General features: G+C 73.8%; 18 protein-coding genes and 2 pseudogenes. 9 read left to right on the top strand and 11 right to left on the bottom strand.

Going from position 1 to position 22,125, the window contains the following annotated elements:
* Positions 1-42: 42 nt before the first annotated feature.
* Positions 43-1,896 (bottom strand): CocE/NonD family hydrolase, encoded by a 1,854-nt coding sequence (locus ACGF13_RS04900; protein ID WP_392869010.1) that lies wholly within the window; start codon positions 1,894-1,896, stop codon positions 43-45.
* A gap of 151 nt (positions 1,897-2,047) precedes the next feature.
* Positions 2,048-2,998 (bottom strand): annotated as a pseudogene (locus ACGF13_RS04895) (hydrolase); the annotation flags it as partial.
* Positions 2,999-3,245: 247 nt separating this feature from the next.
* Between ACGF13_RS04895 and ACGF13_RS04890 the strand changes: the two are divergent.
* Positions 3,246-4,367, top strand: a complete 1,122-nt coding sequence (locus tag ACGF13_RS04890) for a HoxN/HupN/NixA family nickel/cobalt transporter (protein WP_392869008.1) — start codon at positions 3,246-3,248, stop codon at positions 4,365-4,367.
* 124 nt (positions 4,368-4,491) lie between these two features.
* On the opposite strand, the gene ACGF13_RS04885 is transcribed toward ACGF13_RS04890, so the two are convergent.
* Complete coding sequence (locus ACGF13_RS04885) at positions 4,492-5,430, bottom strand: SGNH/GDSL hydrolase family protein (protein WP_392869006.1); 939 nt, start codon at positions 5,428-5,430, stop codon at positions 4,492-4,494.
* Between the two features lie 336 nt (positions 5,431-5,766).
* Between ACGF13_RS04885 and ACGF13_RS04880 the strand changes: the two genes are divergently transcribed.
* Positions 5,767-7,422 (top strand): FAD-binding dehydrogenase, encoded by a 1,656-nt coding sequence (locus tag ACGF13_RS04880; RefSeq protein WP_392869004.1) that lies wholly within the window; start codon positions 5,767-5,769, stop codon positions 7,420-7,422.
* A gap of 132 nt (positions 7,423-7,554) precedes the next feature.
* On the opposite strand, the gene ACGF13_RS04875 is transcribed toward ACGF13_RS04880, so the two are convergent.
* The gene (locus ACGF13_RS04875) at positions 7,555-8,544 is read right to left on the bottom strand and encodes an AraC family transcriptional regulator (protein WP_392869002.1); all 990 of its coding nucleotides are present in this window, start codon (positions 8,542-8,544) and stop codon (positions 7,555-7,557) included.
* A 332-nt stretch (positions 8,545-8,876) separates the two neighbouring features.
* On the opposite strand from ACGF13_RS04875, the gene ACGF13_RS04870 reads away from it, so the two are divergent.
* From ACGF13_RS04870 to ACGF13_RS04860, 3 genes are all read left to right on the top strand, one after another.
* Positions 8,877-9,293, top strand: coding sequence for a (2Fe-2S) ferredoxin domain-containing protein (locus ACGF13_RS04870; protein WP_392869000.1), 417 nt, complete (start codon positions 8,877-8,879; stop codon positions 9,291-9,293).
* A 150-nt stretch (positions 9,294-9,443) separates the two neighbouring features.
* Positions 9,444-9,698, top strand: coding sequence for a hypothetical protein (locus ACGF13_RS04865; RefSeq protein WP_359912273.1), 255 nt, complete (start codon positions 9,444-9,446; stop codon positions 9,696-9,698).
* A gap of 209 nt (positions 9,699-9,907) precedes the next feature.
* Positions 9,908-11,575, top strand: coding sequence for a purple acid phosphatase family protein (locus ACGF13_RS04860; protein ID WP_392868998.1), 1,668 nt, complete (start codon positions 9,908-9,910; stop codon positions 11,573-11,575).
* A gap of 58 nt (positions 11,576-11,633) precedes the next feature.
* Here the strand turns inward: ACGF13_RS04860 and ACGF13_RS04855 are convergent, their stop codons facing one another.
* Both ACGF13_RS04855 and ACGF13_RS04850 read right to left on the bottom strand, forming a co-directional pair.
* A complete protein-coding gene (locus ACGF13_RS04855; protein WP_392868996.1) occupies positions 11,634-11,966 on the bottom strand; it encodes a YnfA family protein in 333 nt (110 codons plus the stop codon).
* 19 nt (positions 11,967-11,985) lie between these two features.
* The gene (locus ACGF13_RS04850; protein WP_392868994.1) at positions 11,986-13,200 is read right to left on the bottom strand and encodes a pyridoxal phosphate-dependent aminotransferase; all 1,215 of its coding nucleotides are present in this window, start codon (positions 13,198-13,200) and stop codon (positions 11,986-11,988) included.
* A 97-nt stretch (positions 13,201-13,297) separates the two neighbouring features.
* Between ACGF13_RS04850 and ACGF13_RS04845 the strand changes: the two are divergent.
* Together ACGF13_RS04845 and ACGF13_RS04840 are read left to right on the top strand one after the other, a co-directional pair.
* Positions 13,298-13,651: pseudogene (locus tag ACGF13_RS04845) on the top strand (winged helix-turn-helix transcriptional regulator); the annotation flags it as partial.
* A 164-nt stretch (positions 13,652-13,815) separates the two neighbouring features.
* The gene (locus ACGF13_RS04840; RefSeq protein ID WP_392868992.1) at positions 13,816-14,589 is read left to right on the top strand and encodes an SGNH/GDSL hydrolase family protein; all 774 of its coding nucleotides are present in this window, start codon (positions 13,816-13,818) and stop codon (positions 14,587-14,589) included.
* A gap of 8 nt (positions 14,590-14,597) precedes the next feature.
* Here the strand turns inward: ACGF13_RS04840 and ACGF13_RS04835 are convergent, their stop codons facing one another.
* A complete protein-coding gene (locus tag ACGF13_RS04835) occupies positions 14,598-15,266 on the bottom strand; it encodes a GNAT family N-acetyltransferase (protein ID WP_392868990.1) in 669 nt (222 codons plus the stop codon).
* A gap of 130 nt (positions 15,267-15,396) precedes the next feature.
* On the opposite strand from ACGF13_RS04835, the gene ACGF13_RS04830 reads away from it, so the two are divergent.
* Complete coding sequence (locus ACGF13_RS04830) at positions 15,397-16,323, top strand: pentapeptide repeat-containing protein (RefSeq protein WP_392868988.1); 927 nt, start codon at positions 15,397-15,399, stop codon at positions 16,321-16,323.
* 15 nt (positions 16,324-16,338) lie between these two features.
* On the opposite strand, the gene ACGF13_RS04825 is transcribed toward ACGF13_RS04830, so the two are convergent.
* From ACGF13_RS04825 to ACGF13_RS04810, 4 genes are all read right to left on the bottom strand, one after another.
* Complete coding sequence (locus tag ACGF13_RS04825) at positions 16,339-16,908, bottom strand: DinB family protein (protein WP_392868986.1); 570 nt, start codon at positions 16,906-16,908, stop codon at positions 16,339-16,341.
* Between the two features lie 68 nt (positions 16,909-16,976).
* Positions 16,977-17,711 carry a tyrosine-protein phosphatase gene (locus tag ACGF13_RS04820; RefSeq protein WP_392868984.1) on the bottom strand — a complete coding sequence of 245 codons (735 nt, stop codon included), beginning with the start codon at positions 17,709-17,711 and terminating at the stop codon, positions 16,977-16,979.
* A 22-nt stretch (positions 17,712-17,733) separates the two neighbouring features.
* Complete coding sequence (locus ACGF13_RS04815; protein WP_392868982.1) at positions 17,734-18,369, bottom strand: TetR/AcrR family transcriptional regulator; 636 nt, start codon at positions 18,367-18,369, stop codon at positions 17,734-17,736.
* Between the two features lie 96 nt (positions 18,370-18,465).
* Positions 18,466-19,365, bottom strand: coding sequence for an aminoglycoside phosphotransferase family protein (locus ACGF13_RS04810; RefSeq protein ID WP_392868980.1), 900 nt, complete (start codon positions 19,363-19,365; stop codon positions 18,466-18,468).
* 260 nt (positions 19,366-19,625) lie between these two features.
* Between ACGF13_RS04810 and ACGF13_RS04805 the strand changes: the two genes are divergently transcribed.
* Positions 19,626-22,106, top strand: a complete 2,481-nt coding sequence (locus tag ACGF13_RS04805) for a Tex family protein (protein ID WP_392868978.1) — start codon at positions 19,626-19,628, stop codon at positions 22,104-22,106.
* Positions 22,107-22,125 lie beyond the last annotated feature (19 nt).

Below are 22,125 nucleotides of genomic sequence, written 5' to 3'. Positions count from 1 at the left end.
ACACTGCCGACAACCCCGGCCGGGGGCGGACTTGGTGAAGGTTCAGGGGCGGTCCCGGGTCACCCGGTGCTGCCACTCCCGGGTGAACACCACGGAGCCCGCCTCCAGTGCCCGCAGTTGCACGATGCTGATGAAGTGTCCGGCGTCGCAGCGCAGTTGGGTGCGGGTCTGGACGGTGACGTCCCAGCCGATGTCGGGCCGCTCCAGCCGGACGGTGTGGTCGGTGCGGGCCTGGGCGCTGAGCGGGGCGCCGGTGAGCACGCGGTAGGCGGTGACGGTGTGCTCGTCGCGGACCAGGCCGTCGGGGTGGGTGCGGGTGCCGTCGCCGGCGGGGGAGAGTTCGGTGCGCCACTCGTGGCGGCCGATGTCGTGCACGGTGAGGTGTTCGGGCCGGGCGGTGAGCGGCTCGGTGAGGTGGACGTCGAGGGGGTCGGGCAGCTCCGGGGTCTCGAAGGTGACGGGCGGGGCGCCGACGTCGGCGGCGAGGTGGCGCACCGGCAGGCTCAGGGTGGAGCGGGACGGGTCGACGCCGTACCCGGTGTCCTCGGCCGGGGGCCACACCCAGGGCCAGTAGACCGAGGAGAGGGCGAGGCGCAGCCGGTGCCCGGCGGGGAAGGTCCAGGCGCAGGCCGCGAGTTCGACCTCGGCGTCCGGCCCCTCGGCGGCCAGGACGCCCCGGGTGACCAGCTCGGAGGTGCCGTCCGGGCCGACGGCGCACAGCCGCACCGCGACCTGGGCGGGCGCGCCGTCCTCGCGCAGCCGCAGCCGTACGGTGGGGGCGCCGAGCAGTTCGACCGGCTCGGGCAGCGGCTGGGAGTCGAAGCAGACCGAGCGGCCGTCCTCCTCGCGCTGGTCCGGCGGCCGGTCGGCGGGGCGGCCGTGCGGGACGTAGGCGCCGGCGTTGAGGCCGGTGTGCTGCGGGGAGCGGACCCGTACGTACCGGTCGTCGGAGGCGGTGCCGGCGGTGCTCAGCGGCCCGTCCAGGCCGTAGTGGATCTCGCGGACGTCGGGGGAGGGCCAGGCCTCGTCACCGGTCCAGCGGGTGCCGAGCCAGCTGCGCAGGGCGGGTTCCTTGAGGGCGCCGGTGTCGATGCCGCGCAGCCAGTGGTCCCACCAGCGCAGGGTGTCGGGCAGGGCGGGCTCGGGCAGGCCGTGCGGCCAGGGGCCGATCAGGGCGCGGGCGGTGGGGGACTCGGCGAGCAGCCGCAGCACGAAGGAGCAGGACGGGTCGCCCCAGCCGGTCACCGCGAGGGCGGGGACGGACACCGGGACGGTGGACTCGCCGGCCGCGAGCCAGTCCTCGACGGGCGGCCGCAGCGATTCCAGCCGGGCGAGCCAGGCGGTGCGCCAGGCGTCGCCGACGTGCCGCGGGTCCGGCGGCAGGGCGGCGTCGGCGATCAGCGTGGTGAGCCGGTTGTGGAGGTCGGCGGCGAGTACGGCTCCGCCGAGCCGGTGGCCGCCCTCGGGGCAGGCGGTGACGACGGCGCCGACGGCCCCGGGGGTCCGGGCGGCGAGGCGCAGGGCGGTGGTGCCGGCCGTGCCGACGCCGAGCAGGCCGAGCCGGCCGTTGCACCAGGGGCGGCGGGCGAGCCAGTCGACCACGGCGGTGCCGTCGGCCAGCTCCTGCGCGCCGCCGGGCTCGCCGGGGGTGCCCTCGGAGTTGCCGTGCCCACGGGTGTCGACCCGGACGGCGGCGTAGCCGTGGCCCGCGTACCAGGGGTGGCGGCGGGAGTCCTCGGCGGCGGTCCGGTCGCTGAGGCGGCCGCCGGAGTACTCCAGCAGTGCGGGGCCGGGTTCGCCGCCGACCGGCCGCCACAGCCGGGCGGCCAGTCGGGTGCCGTCGGGCAGCGGGACGCGCAGGTCCTCGCGGGTGGTGTGGAAGGGGTAGGACGGCATGGCCGCTCCCATCGGTCCCGGGCGTCGGCGTCGCGACGGTTCGGTACTTCGACAGTAGGGGAGGGCGCGGTCCTTGGCCTGATGAGAGGGGCCAGGCCGAGGGGGCGCCGCCGCCGGAGACGGGGCGCCCCCTCGGGTGCGCGGCCGGTCAGGCCTTGCTCAGCCAGGCGGTGGCGTTGAGGGCGAGGGCGGCGTCGGTGCCCGCCGGGTCGTCCCAGCCGTTGTACAGGGTGTTGCCGGACTGGCCGGTGCCGTCGTCGATCGGGGAGCTGTCGCCCCAGATCGCGACCCGGCCGGAGCCGAAGGTGCTGGTGACGAAGAACGCGCCGGTGTTCCCGCTGTAGCCGGTCCGGTAGACCAGGCCCTTGACGTTCGGGTTGTCGGCGGGCTTGAGGGTGAAGGTGGTGCCGTTGCGCAGGATCGAGCCGGTGACGGTGCCGAAGGAGCCGTGCAGCACCGGGTCGGTCGCGTCGTTGACCGCGCGCGGGTTGTCGGTGGTGATGTTGAGCAGGTCGACCGAGAAGCCGAAGGGGTCGTTGTTGTTCACCCCGTTGCTGGTCAGCAGGTCGTTGATGATCTTCGGGGAGTCCCAGCCGTCGTTGTTGCGGTCGCTGTTGACGTGGTCGGAGATCAGGAAGAGCCCGCCGCCGTTCTGGACGAACTTCATGATCGCGGTCTTCTCGCTCGCGCTGAACCGGATGTTGGGCTCCGGGATCACGAAGGTGTCGAAGTTGGCGAGGTCGAGCGCGGCGCCGGTGCCGTAGCTGATGGTGGAGCCGGCCGGGAGCGTCTTCAGGCTGTACTGGCCGGTCTTCTGGAGGGCGACGCCCCAGGCGGACAGCGCGCCGGTCCAGCTCTTCTCGGTGGTGGGGTTGGCGTTCTGGGCGAGCGGGTCGGGCTGGCTGGTGCTGATGATCCAGTCGGCGTTGCCCGCGGTCTCGGCCTTGCTGTTGTCGAACAGCACCCGGTGCGGGGTCGCGCTGACCGCGGCGGCCCTGGCGGTGGGGGTGGCGGGCGCGGCGGTGGCGGCGGGGGTGGTGAGGCCGGCCGCGAGCAGCGCCGCTCCGGCGAGGGCGGCAGCGGTTCGAATACGGATCGTCATGAGCCGTTCCTCCGTGGGGAGTTGAGGGGGCAGCGCTCAGGTTTCGCGCGTAGAACGGGAGTATCCGCGCGTAGAGCGCGTGGTGAAAGTCCCCGGAGGTTACGAAGCCCTGTACGAGTCGTGACGATCTTCGGGAGGGGGGTGGAGACGAAGGGAGACGAATCCGTAATTGCGCATGACTTGCAACTGCGCGCATCGAGGCGGAAAGATGGCCCAGCTTCGACCGCCCGACCGAAAGGACACGACGATGACCGCCCCCCGATGGCGCGACCGACTCACCCGTGAGGAGTGGATCCGCCTGGCCGGAATGGGCGGCTTCATCCTCGCGCTGCACGTCATCGGCTGGTTCACGCTGCTCGCCCTGGTGGAGCCCGAGCACTACGACGTCGGCGGCCAGGTGTTCGGCGCGGGCATGGGCCTGACCGCCTACACCCTCGGCATGCGGCACGCCTTCGACGCGGACCACATCGCCGCCATCGACAACACCACCCGCAAGCTGATGGGCGAGGGCAAGCGTCCACTGTCGGTCGGCTTCTGGTTCTCGCTCGGGCACTCCTCGATCGTCTTCGGCCTCTGCGCGCTGCTGGCCTTCGGCATCCGCTCGCTGGCCGGCCAGGTGGAGTCCGACGACTCGACGCTGCACGAGATGACCGGCCTGATCGGCGTCACCGTCTCCGGCACCTTCCTGCTGCTGCTCGGCCTGATCAACCTGGGCGCCTTCAACGGCATCCTCAAGGTCTTCCGCCGGATGCGCCACGGTGACTACGACGAGGCGGAGCTGGAGCGCCAGTTGGAGCGGCGCGGGCTGATGAACCGCATCCTCGGCCGGGTCACCAGGGCCGTCACCAAGCCCTGGCACATGTATCCGGTGGGCCTGCTGTTCGGCTTGGGCTTCGACACCGCCACCGAGGTGTCCCTGCTGGTGCTGGCGGGCGGCGCGGCGGCCTTCTCGCTGCCCTGGTACGCGCTGCTCACCCTGCCGATCCTGTTCGCGGCCGGGATGAGCCTGCTGGACACCATCGACGGCTCGTTCATGAACTTCGCGTACGAGTGGGCCTTCTCCAAGCCGGTCCGCAAGATCTACTACAACCTGACCGTCACCGGGCTGTCCGTGCTGGTCGCGCTGGTGATCGGCTCGATCGAGCTGATCGGCCTGCTCGGCGAGAAGCTGGACATCACCAGCGGCCCGATCGCCTGGGTCGGCGGGCTCGACCTCAACTTCGTCGGCTACGCGATCGTCGGGCTGTTCGTGCTCACCTGGGCCGCGGCGATCGCCTACTGGAAGTTCGGCAACGTCGAGGAGAAGTGGTCGGCCGGGCTGGCCGCCGGTGCCGCCACCACCGCCACCACCGCCGCGAAGTCCGAGTAGCGCGCGTACCGAACCGAGGGGCCGGTGACCGGGGTCTGGTCACCGGCCCCTCGGGGCTTTCCGGGCCCGGGCCGACGGGCGGGCGGGCGGACGGATGGGCGGATGGGCGGGGCCGGCGGCGGTGTTACTTCAGCGCGGCGAGCACCGCCTGCGCCATCACCCGCTCGCCGGTCGCGTTCGGGTGGAACGGCACGGCGGGCGAGCCGGGCAGCGCGCCCTCGATCCAGCGGTCGTCCGAGCAGACGTCGTGCCCGAGGGTCGGCGTGGCGGTGTCCACGTAGGTCGCGCCGTTGGCGGCGGCGGTGGACTTCAGGGCGGCGTTCAGCTTGTCCAGCACGCCGTGCATGTACTCGACGTCGCCCGGGGTCACCGGCTGGCGCAGGACGCACTTCGAGCCGTCGGCGGGCAGCACGGACGGGTAGCCGACCAGCAGCACCCTGGCGCCCGGCGCCTTGGCGTGGATCCGCCGGAGGGTGTCGGCCAGCTGCGGGGCGATGGTGGTGCGGATCCGCTCGGCCAGGTCGTCGGTGCCGTAGCGCCAGGACATGCTGCTCCAGTCCCAGTAGCCGTGGTGGTAGACGTCCTTGCAGGGCGTGCCGAGTGGGTTGACGACGGCGCCGGCGATGCAGGTGGCGACCAGTTCGCCGAGGCCGAGGTCGCTGGCCGCGAGGTCGTTGCCGCCGATCCCGAGGGTGACCAGGTCGGTGTCGGCGGTCACCGAGTCCAGCTGGGGGTCGTTGACCCGGATGAAGGCGTCGTACTGGGGCTGGGTCATCGCCTTGATCTTGGCGGCGGAGCAGGTGGCGTCGGTGTACGCGCCGGCCTTGAGGGCGGCGGCGACCAGGTGGCCGTAGTTGCGGTCGGAGCGCAGGCACAGGCCGGCCGACTGGCCCGGCACGCCGGCGCCCGCGGCGTAGGAGTCGCCGAGCGCCACGTAGTGCTTCGGCGCCGGGGTGGCGGCCTGGGCGGCGGTGGAGGTGAGCGCGAGCGCGGCGCCGAGGGCGACGGCGGCGAGTGCGGTGGAATTCCGGAGGTGCGTGGATTTCCGGGCAGGGCGGAGCACGGTTCCTCCTGGGGGGAGAGAAACGACGGGTGGGGGTCGTGCCGAGCCGGGCCGCAGCTACTCGCAGGTAAGTTACTGCCAGGTTTCCCGGGCGTCCATGGTTTGCGCAGAAATTGCCGATATTCCGTCAGACGGCCCCGGACGGCATTTCGCAATTCGCCCGACCACGGGCCGCGCGGCTATCGACGGCAATTCCGAAACGCCCCGGAGCGGAATTCGGCCCGACGGTTGTCACCCGCCGGTTGACCGGACCTCGCCGCAGACCGCAGTATCGGGCGCACAGCGACGGCGTGTCCCGGGCGCGCCGCCACCGCGAGCCGCGACGGAGGACTGCGCATGGCCCTGGACGCCGACGTCATCGTCATCGGGGCGGGCCTCGCGGGCCTCGCCGCCACCGCCGAACTCGCCGACGCGGGACGGAAGGTGATCCTGCTCGACCAGGAACCCGCGGCCTCCTTCGGCGGCCAGGCGCACTGGTCCTTCGGCGGCCTCTTCCTGGTCGACTCGCCCGAGCAGCGCCGGATGCGGATCCGCGACTCGCACGCCCTCGCCTGGCAGGACTGGCTCGGCACGGCCGGCTTCGACCGGCCCGAGGACGCCTGGCCGCGCCGCTGGGCCGAGGCGTACGTGGACTTCGCGGCGGGCGAGAAGCGCTCCTGGCTGCACGGCATGGGCGTGCGGTTCTTCCCGGTGGTCGGCTGGGCCGAGCGCGGCGGTTTCCTCGCCGACGGGCCCGGCAACTCGGTGCCGCGCTTCCACATCACCTGGGGCACCGGGCCCGGGCTGCTGGCGCCCTTCGTCCGCAGGGTCCGGGCGGCCGCCGCGCGCGGCCTGGTGGACCTGCGCTTCCGGCACCGGGTCACCGGGCTGTCCGCCACCGCGGGCGCCGTCGACACCGTCACCGGCGAGGTGCTGGTGCCGAGCCCGGCGGGCCGGGGCGAGGCCAGCTCGCGCGAGGTCGCCGGGAGCTTCGAACTGCGCGCCCAGGCCGTGGTCGTCACCTCCGGCGGCATCGGCGGCAACCACGACCTGGTCCGCAAGGCCTGGCCGGCCCGGCTCGGCACCCCGCCCGCCAGGCTGCTCTCCGGCGTGCCCGCGCACGTGGACGGACTGATGCTGGAGATCGCCGGCCGGGCCGGGGCCAGCCTGATCAACGGCGACCGGATGTGGCACTACACCGAGGGCATCGAGAACTGGGACCCGATCTGGGCCCGGCACGGCATCCGCATCCTGCCCGGCCCCTCCTCGCTCTGGCTGGACGCGCGCGGCGAGCGGCTGCCCGTCCCGCTGTTCCCCGGTTTCGACACCCTCGGGACGCTCGAACACATCATGTCCACCGGGTACGAGTACACCTGGTTCGTGCTCAACCAGCGCATCGTCGAGAAGGAGTTCACCCTCTCCGGCTCCGAGCAGAACCCCGACCTGACCGGGAAGTCGGTGCGCGGCGTGCTCGGGCGCGCGCTGCCCGGCGCCCCCGGGCCGGTCCGCGGCCACCTGCGGCACGGGCCGGACTTCGTGGTCGCCGGGAACCTCGCCGACCTCGCCCGGGGCATGAACGCCAGGGCCGGCGAGCCGCTGATCGACCCGGACGGGCTGCGCCGCACCGTCGAGGACCGCGACCGGCAGGTGGTCAACCCCTTCGCCAAGGACCTCCAGGTCACCGCGATCCACGGCGCCCGCCGCCACCTCGGCGACCGGCTCATCCGCACCGCCGCCCCGCACCGCATCCTCGACCCGGCCGCCGCCCCGCTGATCGCCGTCCGGCTGAACATCCTGACCCGCAAGTCGCTGGGCGGACTGGAGACCGACCTGTCCTCCCGGGTGCTGCGGCCGGACGGCGAGGTGCTGCCCGGGGTGTACGCGGCCGGCGAGGCCGCCGGGTTCGGCGGCGGGGGCGTGCACGGGTACCGCTCGCTGGAGGGGACCTTCCTGGGCGGCTGCCTGTTCTCGGGCCGTACGGCGGGACGGGCGGCGGCGCGGGCGGTCGGGTAGCGGGGTGCGAGGAGCGCGGGAGCGCCGGGGTGCGGAAGCGTGGCACGGGGTGGGCGGGGGAGGGGCGAGCGGGCCCCGCGACCCGGTGCGCCCCCTCCCCGGTCGGGGGCGCACCGGCTGCCGGGTCCTCGGTCAGGCGTTGCGGCCGAGGGTCTGCGAGGGCGAGTGCCCGTACACGCGGCGGTAGTCCGCGCTGAACCGCCCGAGATGGGTGAAGCCCCAGCGGCACGCCACCTCGGTCACCGTGCCGGTGGCCCGGCCGTCGGCGATGGCGAGCAGGTCGTGGTGGGCGCGGTCGAGCCGTACGCGCCGCAGGTAGGCCAGCGGCGTGGTGTCCAGGTGGCGCCGGAACCCCTCCCGCAGGGTGCGCAGGCTGACCCGGGCGGCCTGGGCGATGTCGGCCACGGACAGCGCCTCGTCGGCGTGTTCGGCGCAGTAGTCGGCGGCCCGGCGCAGGGCGCTCGGCAGCAGCGCGCAGCCGCGGTCGGCCGTCTCCCGGCCCAGCGAGTGGGGTTGGGCGTCCAGCAGGCCCTCGACCAGCAGCTTCTCGAAGTGCTGCAGGCCCAGGCGGGACTGGCGGCCCAGCGCCGAGACGGCGAACTCGCGGAAGGCCCCGGCCAGTTCGAGCCAGGACCGGACGGCCGGGTCGGCCGGGTCGAGGACCGGCGCGAAACGCAGCCGCTCCTGCGGCAGGTCGCCCAGCCGGACGGCGAGCGCCTGCTCCACCGTCTGCCGGGACATCGCCAGGGCCCCGTTCAGGGCCGCGGCGTCCCACACCATGGTGACCCGGTCGCCCGGCCCGGCCACGGACCGCACGGACGCCAGCTCGGTGCCGTTGGCGACGACCCGGCCGCCCCCGGCGTACGGCAGGATGACGTTGTAGAAGTCCGGCAGCTCCCCGGTCCGCAGGCACACCGGTGCCCCGTACCCGAGGTCGTAGAGCGCCACCGGGCCCTCGTGGAAGGACCGGAACCGGCCCGGGAGCCGCTGTTCGCCCAGCACCGTCAGCCGGTGCGGGGCCAGGTGCTCGCCCACCACGTGGCGGAGCTCCTCGATGCTGTTCCCCTCGTACAGCGAGACCGGACCGGTCGTGGGTCTGGGCGGTGCTGTTTCGGTGACCACGGATTCCCCCTGGGCCGTGAGATCGACGCCGTGGGACCGCAACCCGATCGGACCCCCCGATCCGCCGCCCCCGGCCTGAACCCCCCGATCTACACCCCGGGAGCGACACTCCGGCGGCGACACTTCGGGAGTGGCGTCCCGGTGGCCGACATCTACTGGTCTGTGCCTCCGGGGCCCGTCTCCTGGGTCCTTGCCGGCTCCGCGTAGGTCCGAGGGACAGGGCCCCGGCGGCCGTCCGCCGGGACCCGCGGCCGGGGCGCCGGTGGGGTGACGGGTACAGTGCGGAGGCCGGTGCGCAGCGCGCCGCCGACCAGGAGGGGTCAGGAGAACCGATGAGCCGCCGAGACCGCGACGGTGCCCGGGACCGCAAGCGGGGCGCCGGCGCCCCGGTGACCGTCACGGTCTGCCGGGGCTGCTGCTGCGGCACCGAGGCGAAGCACCCCGGGGTGGACCACGCGGGCCAGTACGAGCGGCTGCGGACGGCGGTGGGCTCGGCGGGCCGGGTCCGGGCGGTCACCTGCCTGGACGTGTGCACCCAGTCCAACGTGGTGGTGGTCGGCCCCTCCACCGAGGGCCGGGCGGCGGGCGGCCGGCCGGTCTGGCTGGGCTTCGTGCTGATGGACGAGATGATCGACGACATCGCCGCCTGGGTGCGCGCGGGCGGTCCCGGCCTCGCCGATCCGCCGGGGCTGCTCGACCTCCAGCTGATCTCGGTCTCCCGGCGGGTGCGCGAGGGTCTGCCCGAGTGAGACGGTGCTCCGGCACTACGGGCTGATCGTCAGATCGTATCCACCGGGGACGGAGCAGGGCCTGTCCCCGGGTCGTCACCACTACCATGACCGGTGGCGTCGGACCGTCCCGGACGGCGCCGAGCCGTCTGCGCGCGAGGGAGGAAGCCGATGACGACGGTCTGCCGCATCTGCGCGGGCACCGGCCGGACCGCCGGGCTCAGCTGCCGGACCTGCCAGGGCACCGGCACCACCGAGGTGGGCGGCGGGGGCGGCAACTGCTTCCTCTGCGACGGCACCGGGGTGTACGTGCGCTACCGGGTGGACGCGACCGGCGCCAAGCACGCCTACCGGGACGAGATCTGCCGCACCTGCGACGGCACCGGCAACCGGGCCGCCACCCAGTGGGACGAGCCCTCCGGCTGAACCCCGGTCACCCGCGCGGGCGGCCCCGCCGCCACCCGACGGACCCTCAAGCCGAGGGGCGGAAGGGGGCCATGATGCGGCGTCGGAACGGTACGGACACGCCCTTTACCGAACCATGGTCGAACATTGGCGTTCGAATGGGGGGTACGCTGCGACCCGTTCACCCGCCGTCCGTGCGTGATCAACGCGCCGCTGGAAGAGTCCCGCGCATGGATATCCCCAACATGGGCGTGCCGGCCAAGCTTGCCGACCGCATGAGCATGGCCGAGCAGCACGAGTACCTGCGGGCCCGCTTCTCCCGCCGCCGGATGCTGCGCGCCGGTGCCGTGACCGTGGGCGCCGTCGCCGTCGGCGGCGCGCTGGGCGGCGGGACGGCCTTCGCCGCCCCGGCCGGCCCGCAGCTGCTGACCGGTGGCACGACCGACGGCATCGACGGGTCGCTGGTCGCGCCGATCGGCCGTCACCTCCAGTTCGGCCCGGAGCCGGACACCCAGTTCCGCATCTCCTGGCAGGTGCCGGCCCCGGTCAAGAAGCCGTTCCTGCGCTTCGGCAAGACCCCGTGGGAGCTGAGCCACAAGGTCCAGGCCGAGGTCCGCGCCCTGCACACCCCGGCGCTGACCCCCACCGGCCAGCCGGTGGACCAGTACTACCTGCACGTGGCGCTGGAGGACCTGCGCCCCGACACCACCTACTACTACGGTGTCGGCCACGAGGGCTTCGACCCGGCCTCGCAGCAGCAGATCTCCACCCTGCACACCTTCCGCACCGCGCCCTCCCGCGACCACCGCTGGGGCAAGGTGTACGAGCCGTTCACCTTCACCGCCTTCGGCGACCAGGGCGTCAGCGCGCACGCGGCCGGCAACGACCACATCATCAAGGCCCAGAACCCGGCCTTCCACCTGCACGCCGGCGACATCTGCTACGCCGACCCGGCCGGTTCCGGCACCGACCCGGACAAGTCCGTCTTCAACGCGAAGACCTGGGACGACTTCCTGGTGCAGACCGAGACGGTCGCCGCCGAGATCCCGTGGATGGTCGCGTACGGCAACCACGACGTCGAGGCCTGGTACTCGCCGAACGGCTACGGCGGCGAGAACGCCCGCTTCTTCCTGCCGGACAACGGCCCGGACCCGCGCGCCGTCCCCGGCGTCTACACCTTCCGCTACAAGAACGTCGGCGTCGTCTCGCTGGACGCCAACGACGTCTCCTACGAGATCCCGGCCAACCTGGGCATCTCGGCGAACAAGCAGACCAAGTGGCTGGAGCGCACCCTCAAGGACCTGCGCAACGACGAGACCATCGACTTCGTCGTGGTCTTCTTCCACCACTGCGCCTTCTCCACCACCGTCGCCCACGCCTCCGAGGGCGGTGTCCGCGAGGCCTGGGTGCCGCTGTTCGAGAAGTACCGGGTGGACCTGGTCATCAACGGCCACAACCACATCTACGAGCGCACCGACGCGATCCTCGGCAACAAGGTCTCGAAGCAGGTGCCGAGCGGCGCCACCATCGAGCCGGCCAAGGACGGCGTGGTCTACGTCACCGCCGGTGCGGCCGGCCGCAGCCTGTACAAGTTCGACGTGCCGGACACCTACGAGGGGCACGAGAACCACCAGGACGAGGTCAAGACCTACTACTGGAGCAAGGGCAGGGTGAAGACCCCCGAGACCATCCAGTGGTCGCGGGTGCGCTACACCGGCTACTCCTTCATCAAGGTCGACGTCACCCCGAAGCACCTGGGGCAGAAGTCGGTCATGAAGGTCACCGCGCTCGCCGAGGACGGCACGCAGATCGACAACTACACGATCCTGCGCGAGGTCGGCGAGGGCTGGGACTCGAACCGGGACGACGACGGCCAGGGCGGCGGCTGGGGCTGGTAGTCCCGTCGGGCCCTGGGGAGCCCCGGCGCCGGAGGTCCGGCGCCGGGGCCCGTGCACGTCAGCGCCGGGGCCCGTACATGATCACGCCGACCCCGGCCAGGCAGATCAGCGCGCCCAGCACGTCGTAGCGGGTCGGCCGGAAGCCGTCCACCGCCATGCCCCACAGCAGCGAGCCGGCCACGAACACCCCGCCGTAGGCGGCCAGCACCCGGCCGAAGTGGCTGTCCGGCTGCAGCGCGGCGACGAAGCCGTACGCGCCGAGCACCACCACGCCGATGCCGGCCAGCCACCACGGCCGCGACTCGCGCACGCTCTGCCAGACCAGCCAGCAGCCGCCGATCTCGGCGAGGGCGGCGAGGGCGAACAGGGCGACGGAGCGCAGGACGGTCATGGCCGCCCAGCGTACGTGGTCAGCTCTGGCGGTAGGTGGCCAGGAAGCGGCCGATCCGGTTGATGGCCGTCTCCAGGTCGTCGGCCCGGGGCAGGGTGACGAAGCGGAAGTGGTCCGGGCGGGGCCAGTTGAAGCCGGTGCCCTGGACGACGTGGATCTTCTCGCGCAGCAGCAGGTCCAGCACGAACCGCTCGTCGTCGACGATCCGGTGCACGGCCGGGTCCAGTCGGGCGAAGGCGTACAGCGCGCCCTTGGGCTTGACGCAGCTGACGCCGGGGATCTCGTTGAGCGCCTTGACCGCGATGTCGCGCTGCTCGGTGAGCCGGCCGCCGGGCAGCACCAGGTCGTTGATGGACTGGTGGCCGCCGAGCGCGGCCTGCACGGCGTACTGGGCGGGCACGTTGGGGCACAGCCGCATGCCGGAGAGCATGGTCAGGCCCTCCAGGTAGTCGGTGGCGTGCTGCTTGGGGCCGGAGACCACCAGCCAGCCGCTGCGGAAGCCGGCCACCCGGTAGGCCTTGGAGAGGCCGTTGAAGGTGAGCGTCAGCACGTCGTCGGCCAGCGCGGCCAGGCAGTGGTGCTCGGCGCCGTCGTAGAGGATCTTGTCGTAGATCTCGTCGGCCAGCACCATCAGGTGGTGGCGGCGGGCCAGGTCGAGGATGCCCTCCAGCAGTTCCTTCGGATAGACCGCGCCGGTGGGGTTGTTGGGGTTGATGACGACGATCGCCCTGGTGCGGGCGGTGATCTTGGCGGCGATGTCGTCGAGGTCCGGGTACCACTCGGCCTCTTCGTCGCACAGGTAGTGCACGGCCTTGCCGCCGGCCAGCCGGACCGCGGCCGTCCAGAGCGGGTAGTCGGGCATCGGCACGAGCACCTCGTCGCCGTCGTCCACCAGCGCGGTGACGGCCATCTGGATCAGCTCGGAGACGCCGTTGCCGAGGTAGACGTCGTTGACGGTGACGCCCTGCACGCCGCGCTGCTGGTAGTACTGCACCACCGCGCGACGGGCCGGCAGGATGCCGCGCGAGTCGCTGTAGCCGTGCGCCGCGGGCAGGTTGCGGATGATGTCCTGGATGATCTCCTCGGGCGCCTCGAAGCCGAACGGGGCGGGGTTGCCGGTGTTCAGCCGCAGCACGCTGTGCCCGGCCTCCTCCAGGGCGTTGGCCTGGTCGACCACCGGGCCCCGGATCTCGTAGCACACGTCATTCAGCTTGCTGGACTGCCGAAACTCCATCTGCGGCCTCCCGACCGTCACCACCGCTCCGCTGCTTCAGCTTTGTTCTACCAAGTGTGTACTTGGAAAGTCCAACCTCTTGGCTATGCTGATCCGCATGTCACGCCGAAGCTACGACCAGTACTGCGCCGTCGCCCGCGCCCTGGACGCGGTGGGGGAGCGCTGGAGCCTCCTGATCGTCCGTGAGCTCCTCGGCGGCCCGCGCCGCTACACCGACCTGCACGCCGACCTGCCCGGCGTCTCCACCGACATCCTGGCCGCCCGGCTCAAGCAGCTGGAGGGCGACGGGCTGATCCTCCGCCGCCGGCTGGAGCGGCCCGCCAACGCGATGGTCTACGAGCTGACCGGGCGCGGCCGCGAACTGCGGCCGGTCGTCGAGGCCCTGGGGGAGTGGGGCCTGGCCGCCCTCGGCGAGCAGCGGCCCACCGACGCCGTCCGGGAGCACTGGTTCACGCCCCGGAAGCCGGAGGAGGAGGCGGTCGCGGCCGGCTGACGGCCGTGCGCCCACTCGCCGCGGTGGGCGGTGGGGCCCGCTGCGGCCGATGGCGGGCACGCACGTACGATCGTCGGATCGTCGAACCGCCTTGGTCGGCCCAGGAGAGCGGAGGCCAGCCCGTGCCCACCCCCTACCGCAGCTACGTCGCCGTCGGAGACTCCTTCACCGAGGGCATGTGCGACGACCTGCTGCCGGACGGCCACTACCGGGGCTGGGCCGACCGGGTCGCCGCGGCACTGGCCGCCGAGAACGGCACCAACTTCCGGTACGCCAACCTCGCCGTCCGCGGCAAGCTCATCGGCCAGATCCACGACGAGCAGCTCGCCCCCGCCGCCGCGATGGGCGCCGAGCTGATCACCCTGGCCGGCGGCCTCAACGACGTGCTGCGCCCCGGCTGCGACATCGCCACCGTCGAGCGGCAGCTCGGCCGCTGCGCCGCCGAGCTGCGCGCCACCGGTGCCACCGTCGTGCTGTTCACCAGCACCGACCCCACCCGTCGCCTGGCCGGCAGCGCCCGGCTGCTCCCCGCCATCCTGCGGCTGAAGGCCTTCGTCCAGGAGCTGGGTCGGCAGGACGGCTTCGCGGTGGTCGACCTGTTCTCCGCGCCCTGCTTCGACGACCGTCGGCTGTGGGCCGAGGACCGCCTGCACCTGTCGCCGGAGGGCCACCGCCGGGTCGCCGAGGGCGTGCTGGAGGCGCTCGGCCGCCCCGCCGCCTTCGACTGGCGCGCCCCGCTGCCCGCCGCCGCCCCGGCCGGCCGCGCCGATCGACTGCGCGAGGACGCCCGCTGGCTGGGCACCCACGTCGGCCCGTGGATCGGCCGCCGCCTCACCGGCCGCTCCTCCGGCGACGGCCGCCCGGCGAAGCGGCCGGAGCTGCTGCCGTACCGCTAGGCCCTCCGCTAGGGCCGCCGCTGGGCTCCCGGGGCCGTCGGGTCCAGGACCAGGCTCGCCATCGGGGCGTGGGTGGTCCAGCCGAGCGCCGTGTAGAGCGCCTGTCCCTCCGGGGTGCCGACCAGCACGCCGGTGCGCGCGCCCCGCTCGTACGCGGCGCACTGGAGTGTCCGCATCACCAGGGCACCCAGGCCCCGGCGGCGGTGCTCGGGCGCGGTGGTGATCTGGTCCGGTACGGCCACCGGCCCGGCCAGGCCCGCCTGGCCGCGGGCCGCGAGGTGCCCGTCCTCGGTGCGCACCAGCACCCGGAGGACCCCGCCCCGCTCCCAGGCGGTCACGGTGTACCCGGCCGGGGCCCCGGGCCGCTCGGCGGTGAGCGGGACGCTCATCAGGAAGCCCGGTACGTCCATTCGCCACTGCTCGTCCAGCCAGGGGCGCACGGTGTCGTCCTCGGCGAACAGCTTCAGCCAGGTGGTCGGCGCGGTGACGGTCTCGGCGAGCTTGCGGACCTCGGCCTCGGTCGGCTCCGGCAACACGTGCCGGCCCACCTCGCCGACCGGTGCGCCGACGTCGATGCTCCAGCCCCAGGGCTGGTCCACCGGCTCGGCGGAGCCGCGCGAGACGGCCCAGCCGGAGATCCACATCCGGACCAGCTCCCTGACGTCCGGGTCCCGCATGCCGCCCACCTCCGCGTGTAATGGTCTCTAGTGAGCTGCATAACTTACCGACGCGGAGGGTCGTCTGCCCAGTAGGATTTCCGGGTCCACGGCGCCGCCCGGCGCCCGACTGCTGGAAGGACCCCGGAACGTGCGCGAGACCGAGTCGCCGCAGGACCCCACGGCGGCCGCGCCGAACCCGCTCCGGGCCGACTGCGGCAGCTGCTTCGGCCTCTGCTGCGTCGCCCTGCCGTTCGCCGCCGGCACCGACTTCGCCATGAACAAGCTGGCCGGAAGCCCCTGCCACAACCTCCAGGCCGACTTCCGCTGCGGCATCCACACCCGGCTGCGCGACACGGGCTTCCAGGGCTGCACCGTCTACGACTGCTTCGGCGCCGGGCAGCGGGTCTCCCAGGTGACCTTCGGCGGCCGCAGCTGGCGCGAGGAGCCGGACAGCGCCAAGGCGATGTTCGACGTCTTCCCGATCGTGCGGCAGCTGCACGAGCTGCTCCGGTACCTCACCGAGGCGCTCACCTTCGCCCCCGCCCTCCCCGTCCACGACGAACTGCGGCGGGCGCTGGCGGAGACCGACCGGCTGGCCGGCGGCACCCCCGAGGAGATCCTCGCCGTCGACGTCCCGGCCCACCGGCAGCGGGTCAGCGACCTGCTGCTGCGCGCCAGCGAACTGGTCCGCGCCGCCGTCCCGCGCCGCCGCGAGCACCGGGGCGCCGACCTCTTCGGCGCCCGCCTGCGCGGCGCCGACCTCCAGGGCGCCAACCTGCGCGGCGCCCTGCTCGTCGCGGCCGACCTCTCCGGCGCGGACCTGCGCCTCGCCGACCTGGTCGGTGCCGACCTGCGGGACACCAACCTGGCCGGCGCGGACCTCAGCACCGCCCTCTTCCTCACCCAGGCCCAGCTCGACGCCGCCCGCGGCGACGCCACCACCCGCCTCCCGGACGCCCTCGCCCGGCCCGGCCACTGGCCCGAGACCGCTCCGGCCCCGGCGGCCAGGGGCGGCTCCGGACCCCGCTCCGGAAAGGGCGGCGGCCGCCCCGCCCGGGGCAACCGCCGCCGCTGACGCCTGCCGGCGCCTCTACTGGCCCACCCGACCGTCGACGCACTCGCGCAGCAGGTCGGCGTGGCCGCAGTGGCGGGCGTACTCCTCGATCCGGTGCACCTGCAGCTCCCTGATCGAGATCCGCTCCTTGCCGACCCGCTCGCCCAGGTCCGGGTAGCCAGCCAACTCGGCGTCCAGCGCGGCCTGTTCGCGCTCCAGGTCGCGGAACGCGGCGTCCGCCACGGCCTGCTCGCCGACGGCCCCGTCGAAGTCCGCGTCCCGTGCGCCGTACAGCTTGGGCAGCGGCTCGCCGTCGGTGATCCAGTTCCGCCAGTCCCGCTCCACCTCGGCCAGGTGCCGGACCAGTCCGAGCAGCGACATCGTCGACGGCGGCACCGAGCGGCGGGCCAGCTGCTCCGGGGCCAGGCCGTCGCACTTCATCCGCAGGGTCAGCCGGTAGTTCGTCAGAAAGTCCTGGAGCGTGGCGAGTTCACCGTCAGGGCCGAGGCCTTCGTTGTTGCGGGGGTCGTCGTCCGGGTCGGCCCACATGTCGGGGTGGACGGTCGCCTCGGTCCATCGCGCGGGTTGTTCGCTCATGCCGTGCATCGTCGTTCCCGGCCGCCCCTCCCCGCCACCGGTTATCGCCCCTCCGGCCCGGTGGGGCGCCCGCGCGCTCAGCCGGTCAGCAGCCGCGCGCGCAGGGCGTCGGCCTGCGCGCGGTCGACGCCGAGGGCGCCGGTGAGGTAGGCCTCGACGGAGCCGTGGCGGTCGGCGAGGTCGGCGAGGGCGAGCCGGATCACGGTCTCGGGGGCGCGCCCGTAGCCGGGCCAGCGCAGCGTGCGGCCCGGGTGGGCGGCGTGCCACTCGGCGACGAAGTGCGCGGTGGCGAGCTCGGTGAGGGCGAAGTCGGCGGCGATGACGTCCTCGTCGACGCCGAGCAGGGTGAGCAGCAGGGCGGCGATCAGCCCGGTGCGGTCCTTGCCGGAGGCGCAGTGGAAGACCACCGGGGCCTCGGCGGCGGTGATCACGTCCAGGGCCCGGCGGATCTCCTTCACCCCGTCCTCGGCGACCTCGGCGAAGCGGTCCGCGAGGTAGCGCCAGGGGTCGAGCTCCGGGTCGATCTCGGCCTGGTCGTACGGGCGGTGCTCGATCGAGAGGTTGTGGTACTCCAGGCCCTCGAACTCGGACACCCGGCCCTTGGCGGCGATCTCCCAGGGGTAGCGCAGGTCGATCACGGTCCGTACGCCGAGCGCCCGCAGCCGGTCGAGGTCCGCCGGGGAGGTGAGCTTGCCGAGCGAGTCGGAACGGTAGAGCAGTCCCCACCGGACGGTCCGTCCGCCGGCGGCCGGATAGCCGCCCAGGTCGCGGAAGTTGTGCAGGGCGTCGAAGGAGTGGTGGCGCGTCGTCATGCGCGCACTCTAGAAGAAGGCCTCAGGCCCCGGCGGGCGGGTAGCCGTGGGCGAGCAGGTCGAAGGCGCGGGTGGCGTCCCCGACGGCCTCGGCGTGCAGGTCGTCGGCGGTGCGGCCGTCCTGGATGCGGCGCCAGTTGTGCAGGGCGAGGACCCGCTGGGTGGCGGTGACCTGGGCGGCGAGCAGGGCGGCGGTGAGCTCCCGAGGCCCGGGCAGCCCGGGGTCCTCGCGCAGCGCCGAGGCCAGCGACTGCTCGGCGCGGGCCACGTACTCGCCGACCCGGGCGGCCAGGCTGGGAGTGCCGTAGACCAGGCCGGTGAAGGCGAGCACCGCCGGGTGGTCGTTGAGGCCGGTGACCGGGTCGCGCCGGCCGAGGCCGGCCAGGAAGTCCCGCAGCAGCGCGTCGAGCACCGGCTCGCCGGGCAGCCGGGTGCGGACCACCTCCGCGGACTGCTCCTGGTGGTCGGCGAAGCGGTGGACGACCAGGTCCTCCTTGCTGGGGAAGTAGGAGAACAGCGTCGGCTTGGAGACCTCGGCGGCCGCCGCGACATCCGCCACCGAAACCCGGTCGAAGCCGTGCTCGAGGAAGAGCGCGATGGCCGCCTCCGAGATGGCCCGCCTGGTCCGCTCCTTCTTCAGCTCCCGCAGTCCGGTCATGCGGCTCAGGCTAGCAGCGGGCATTGACCGGGGCAGGTTTTGGACCCGGTCGCCCGTCGGGTGTGTCCCCGGCGGACGCGCCCCGGAGGACGGCCCCTACACGCTGCGGTCGGCGAGCACCTCGCGGACGACGTGGCGGGCGTTGGCGGTCAGTGCCTGGTCGGTGTGGCGGTAGTACGGGATCGTCACCAGGGCGATGGAGAACGCCCAGGCCCGGCCGCGGGCCCACATGGCCTCGTCCGCGCCGAGGGCGGCGCGGAAGGCCGGCCGGGCGGTGGCGGGCAGCAGGTTCCAGGCGGCGATCAGGTCGGCGGTCGGGTCGCCGACGCCCATCAGGGCGAAGTCGAGGACGGCGGAGAGCCGGCCGGTGGGGGCGACCAGCAGGTTGCCGGGGGTGAGGTCGCCGTGCGTCCAGACCGGCGGCCCGGCGTACTCGGGCAGCCGAAGCGCCTTGTCCCACAGGGCGGTTGCGGCCGCCGTGTTGATCGAGCCGGCGAGCTGGGCGATGGCCGCGCGGGTGGCGCCGTCCCGGGAGGCGAGCGGGACGCTGCGCTGGGAGGGCGGGGCGCCGGTCGGGTCGGCGGCGCGCAGCGCGTTGACGAAGCCGGCCAGGTCGCCGGCCAGGTCCCCGGGCGCGGCCAGCGAGTTGACCACCGGGTTGGCGCCGCCCAGCCAGCGCAGCACCGACCACTGCCAGGGGTAGCCGGCGGCGGGCCGGCCGACCTCGAGCGGTGCCGGAACGGCCAGCGGCAGTCGTGGCGCCAGCCGGGGCAGCCACTGCCGCTCCCGCCGCAGGCCGTCGGCGGCCCAGGCCACCAGCGGCAGCCGGACGGCGAGTTCGGGCCCGAGGCGGAACATCGCGTTGTCCGCGCCGGGGGCGGAGGCGGAGGTGATCGGGAGGCGCTCCCACTGTGGGAACTGGGCGGCGATCAGCCGCCGCACCAGGGCCGCGTCGACCACCGGTCCGTCGGGGTGCATCCGGGTGGCAGCGCACATGTCCGGCAGCGTACAGCGCCCGATCGTTTCCGTTCAGCAGGATTCCCGAACTGCGCACGTTCCGAGGCCGGTTCGGGGAGGATCCGCCCGATCACGGCCCGCCGGAAGGCGGCCGGCCGAAGCCCCGGCGCCGCCGCCCCCGCCGAGGCGCGGCACCGCGCCACGCCCGGCCGCCCCGGGGGCGCCCGGGCGTCGCCGTCGGCACCTGCCAGAATGCAGGGCGTACGGCGAAAGCACTGATGGAGAAGGTGACCGGCTTCGTGACCACGCCAGTCGAACAGGTGGCCCGGCAGGCCCAGCAGGCGATCGAGCGGAAGATCGCCGAGGAACTGGGCGTCCGCGAGGGGCAGGTGAAGGCGGCCGTCGAACTGCTCGACGGCGGCGCGACCGTCCCGTTCGTGGCCCGCTACCGCAAGGAGGTCACCGGCTCCCTGGACGATGCCCAGCTGCGCGCCCTGGAGGAGCGGCTGCGCTACCTGCGCGAGCTGGAGGACCGCCGGGCGGCCGTCCTGGAGTCGATCGAGGCGCAGGGCAAGCTGGACGACGCGCTGCGCGCCCGGGTGCTCGGCGCCGACTCCAAGGCCCGCCTGGAGGACATCTACCTGCCGTTCAAGCCGAAGCGGCGCACCAAGGCGCAGATCGCCCGCGAGGCCGGCCTGGAGCCGCTCGCGGACACTCTGCTCGCCGACCCGTCCCAGGACCCGGCCGCGCTGGCCGCGCGGTACCTGAACGAGTCGGTCGCGGACGGCCCCGCCGCGCTGGAGGGCGCCCGGGCGATCCTGGTCGAGCGCTTCGGCGAGGACGCCGACCTGGTCGGCTCGCTGCGCGAGCGGATGTGGACCCGCGGCCGGCTGGTCGCCAGGGTCCGGGACGGCAAGGAGGGCGACGGCGCCAAGTTCGCCGACTACTTCGACTTCGCCGAGCCGTACACCAAGCTCCCCTCGCACCGCATCCTCGCGATGCTGCGCGGCGAGAAGGAGGAGGTGCTCGACCTCGACCTCTCCCCGTACGACGGCGAGACCGAGGGTGACCTGCCCGGCGAGAACGACTACGAGCAGCGGATCGCCGCCCGCTTCGGCATCGCCGACCGCGGCCGTCCGGCCGACAAGTGGCTCGGCGACACCGTCCGCTGGGCCTGGCGCACCCGCGTCCTGGTCCGGCTCGGCATCGACCTGCGGTCCCGGCTGCGCGCCGAGGCCGAGGACGAGGCGGTGCGGGTCTTCGCCGCGAACCTGCGCGACCTGCTGCTCGCCGCCCCGGCCGGCACCCGCGCCACCATGGGCCTGGACCCGGGCTTCCGGACCGGGGTGAAGGTCGCCGTGGTGGACGCCACCGGCAAGGTCGTCGCGTACGACACGATCTACCCGCACCAGCCCGCCAACAAGTGGGACGCGGCGCTGGCCACCCTGGCGGCGCTGGCGAAGAAGCACGACGTCGACCTGGTCGCGATCGGCAACGGCACCGCCTCCCGGGAGACCGACAAGCTCGCCGAGGACCTGCTGGGGCGCCACCCCGAGCTGAAGCTCACCAAGGCGATGGTCAGCGAGGCCGGCGCCTCGGTCTACTCGGCCTCCGCGTTCGCCTCGCAGGAGCTGCCGGACCTGGACGTGTCGATCCGCGGTGCGGTCTCGATCGCCCGCCGGCTCCAGGACCCGCTGGCCGAACTGGTCAAGATCGACCCCAAGTCGATCGGCGTCGGTCAGTACCAGCACGACCTGAGTGAGGTGAAGCTCTCCCGTTCGCTGGACGCCGTGGTCGAGGACTGCGTCAACGCCGTCGGCGTGGACGTCAACACCGCCTCGGCGCCGCTGCTCACCCGGGTCTCCGGGATCACCGGCACGCTGGCCGACAACATCGTGGCGCACCGCGACGCCAACGGCCCGTTCCGCACCCGCCGGCAGCTCAAGGACGTCTCCCGGCTCGGCCCCAAGGCCTTCGAGCAGTGCGCAGGCTTCCTGCGCATCCCCGGCGGCGAGGACCCGCTGGACGTCTCCAGCGTGCACCCCGAGGCCTACCCGGTGGTGCGCCGCATCCTGGCCGCGACCGGCGGGGAGCTGCGCGAACTGATCGGCAACGGCGAGCGGTTGCGGGCGCTGCGCCCGGCGGACTTCGCCGACGACACCTTCGGTGTCCCGACCGTCACCGACATCCTCGGCGAGCTGGACAAGCCGGGCCGGGACCCGCGCCCGGCCTTCCGCACCGCGACCTTCAAGGAGGGCGTCGACAAGATCGGCGACCTGGAGGTCGGCATGGTGCTGGAGGGCGTGGTCACCAACGTCGCCGCCTTCGGCGCCTTCGTGGACGTGGGCGTCCACCAGGACGGGCTGGTGCACGTCTCGGCGCTGTCGAGGAACTTCGTCAAGGACCCGCGCGAGGTGGTGAAGCCCGGTGACATCGTCAAGGTCCGGGTGCTCTCGGTGGACGTGCCGCGCAAGCGGATCGGGCTGACCCTGCGGCTGGACGACGAGGTCGGGCGCGAGCGCGGCGGGGACCGCGGCGAGCGGCAGGCCCGCCCGCCCCGCCAGGAGCGCCGCGGCGGCGGCCAGGGCAGCCAGGGCAGCCAGGGCGGCCAGGGCGGTCGCGGCGGCCAGGACCGACGCGGTGGCGGCCAGGGCGGGGAGCGCGGCGGCTTCGGCGGCGGCGCGCCGGCCAACAGCGCCATGGCGGACGCGCTGCGCCGGGCCGGCCTGGCCGGCGGTGGCGAGGGCGGCTCGGGCGGTCGCCGCTCCGGGCGGCGCTGAGCCGGGCCCTCGACCGACC

The sequence above is a fragment of the Kitasatospora sp. NPDC048286 genome (genome assembly GCF_043201735.1).
In the GTDB taxonomy this organism is placed as follows: domain Bacteria; phylum Actinomycetota; class Actinomycetes; order Streptomycetales; family Streptomycetaceae; genus Kitasatospora.
The sequence above is the reverse complement of the archived record's forward strand: the minus strand, read 5'-3'. Positions and strand labels throughout refer to the sequence as shown.